This window comes from Wenyingzhuangia sp. 2_MG-2023 (assembly GCF_030548295.1).
Lineage (GTDB): Bacteria > Bacteroidota > Bacteroidia > Flavobacteriales > Flavobacteriaceae > Wenyingzhuangia.
Genome location: NZ_JAUOSB010000053.1, coordinates 1 through 1,198, shown reverse-complemented (window position 1 = coordinate 1,198; position 1,198 = coordinate 1). Strand labels below are relative to the sequence as shown.

The following is a 1,198-nucleotide window of genomic DNA, read 5'->3' as shown; positions in this document are numbered from 1 at the left end:
AACGGTTTTGGCTAGGCTTTGTGCGGGAAGAAAATCGGCAAGATTTTCGAACACGTACTAAGCCGAAGCTTTTTGTTTGGATTTGTTTCTTTTGATTTCACAAAGCAAAATCAACAAGATTTGGCGACTTAGTAAATATACATAAAACTTTAAGAAAGCACAGAAGCCCGCATGAAGTTTAGCCGGTGTTGTGTGTAGGTTTTTTTCAATTAGATATAAATTCTTCAAATCTTTTTAAAGCATTTATGAATGCATTATGACTTTTTTTTCCAAATTCAGCTTCAATTCCAAAAGGACCATATTTATCTGTATAAAAACTTATATTTTCAGCGAGATCTTTTATTGTTATGTTTTCTTTAGAACGTATTTTTTCAACTCGTTTCATGTAATCGTAAGCAGTAGAAGGATTTCCAGACGGTGTAAATTCACTATATCCATTTTCTATTAAGTACAATTTAAATTTTTCTAACATAGGGTTTCTGTTTTAATAGGATATCCATTTTTTTATTTCTTGGATAATATTATTCAAATTTTCATTAACATCCTTACCAGTATATCTCAAAACTCTAAATCCTAGTTCTTGTAGTTTTCTATCAATTCGTTTATCTCTTTGAGCTTGTTCTTCTGTTCTTTCATGATAGGTGTGACCATCGGTATAAATACAGATTTTTTCATTCTTTTTTTCTATATAAAAATCGGGAACAGTTAAAACTTCTTTAAAGTTATTTGTTGGATTGTGATATGATTTACCAATGATAGATATATTTTCACCTTTCCAATTTAGTGCGTATTGGGTCTGAAATCTTATATAATTTTCTTTTAGAGCTAAGTATAATTTTCGTTCTAATGGACTTTGTAAAATAAACAAACATGTTATACAGTCATTTGTCGATTTGTATTTACATGTTTTACATAGATTATCATTTTGATAATATTCTTCTATTTTTAAAGCATCTTCATTTGATATTCCTAGTTTTTCAGCAAGGGTAGTGTTTTCAAGAAGGTCATTAATTTTATTTCTTAATTTAATTAATTCCTTTTCATTACATTTTATTGTTTTTTTCCAATAATTCCCTTTTTCAACAAGTGAAATTTCATAAAAAACAGCAAAATTTCCCGTTTCAGATATTCTAATAGGAAGTTTTTCAATATCAATTGGTATTTTCATTCTGTATTTTTTTCTTACTTACACACAACG

At 28.0% G+C, this 1,198-nt stretch carries 2 protein-coding genes; both read right to left on the bottom strand.

The window, feature by feature from the left end:
* Nucleotides 1-205: 205 nt before the first annotated feature.
* On the bottom strand, nt 206-472 hold the full coding sequence (locus tag Q4548_RS16605) for a hypothetical protein (protein WP_303457140.1): 267 nt from the start codon (nt 470-472) through the stop codon (nt 206-208).
* 12 nt (nt 473-484) lie between these two features.
* On the bottom strand, nt 485-1,168 hold the full coding sequence (locus Q4548_RS16600) for an endonuclease domain-containing protein (RefSeq protein ID WP_303457137.1): 684 nt from the start codon (nt 1,166-1,168) through the stop codon (nt 485-487).
* Nucleotides 1,169-1,198 lie beyond the last annotated feature (30 nt).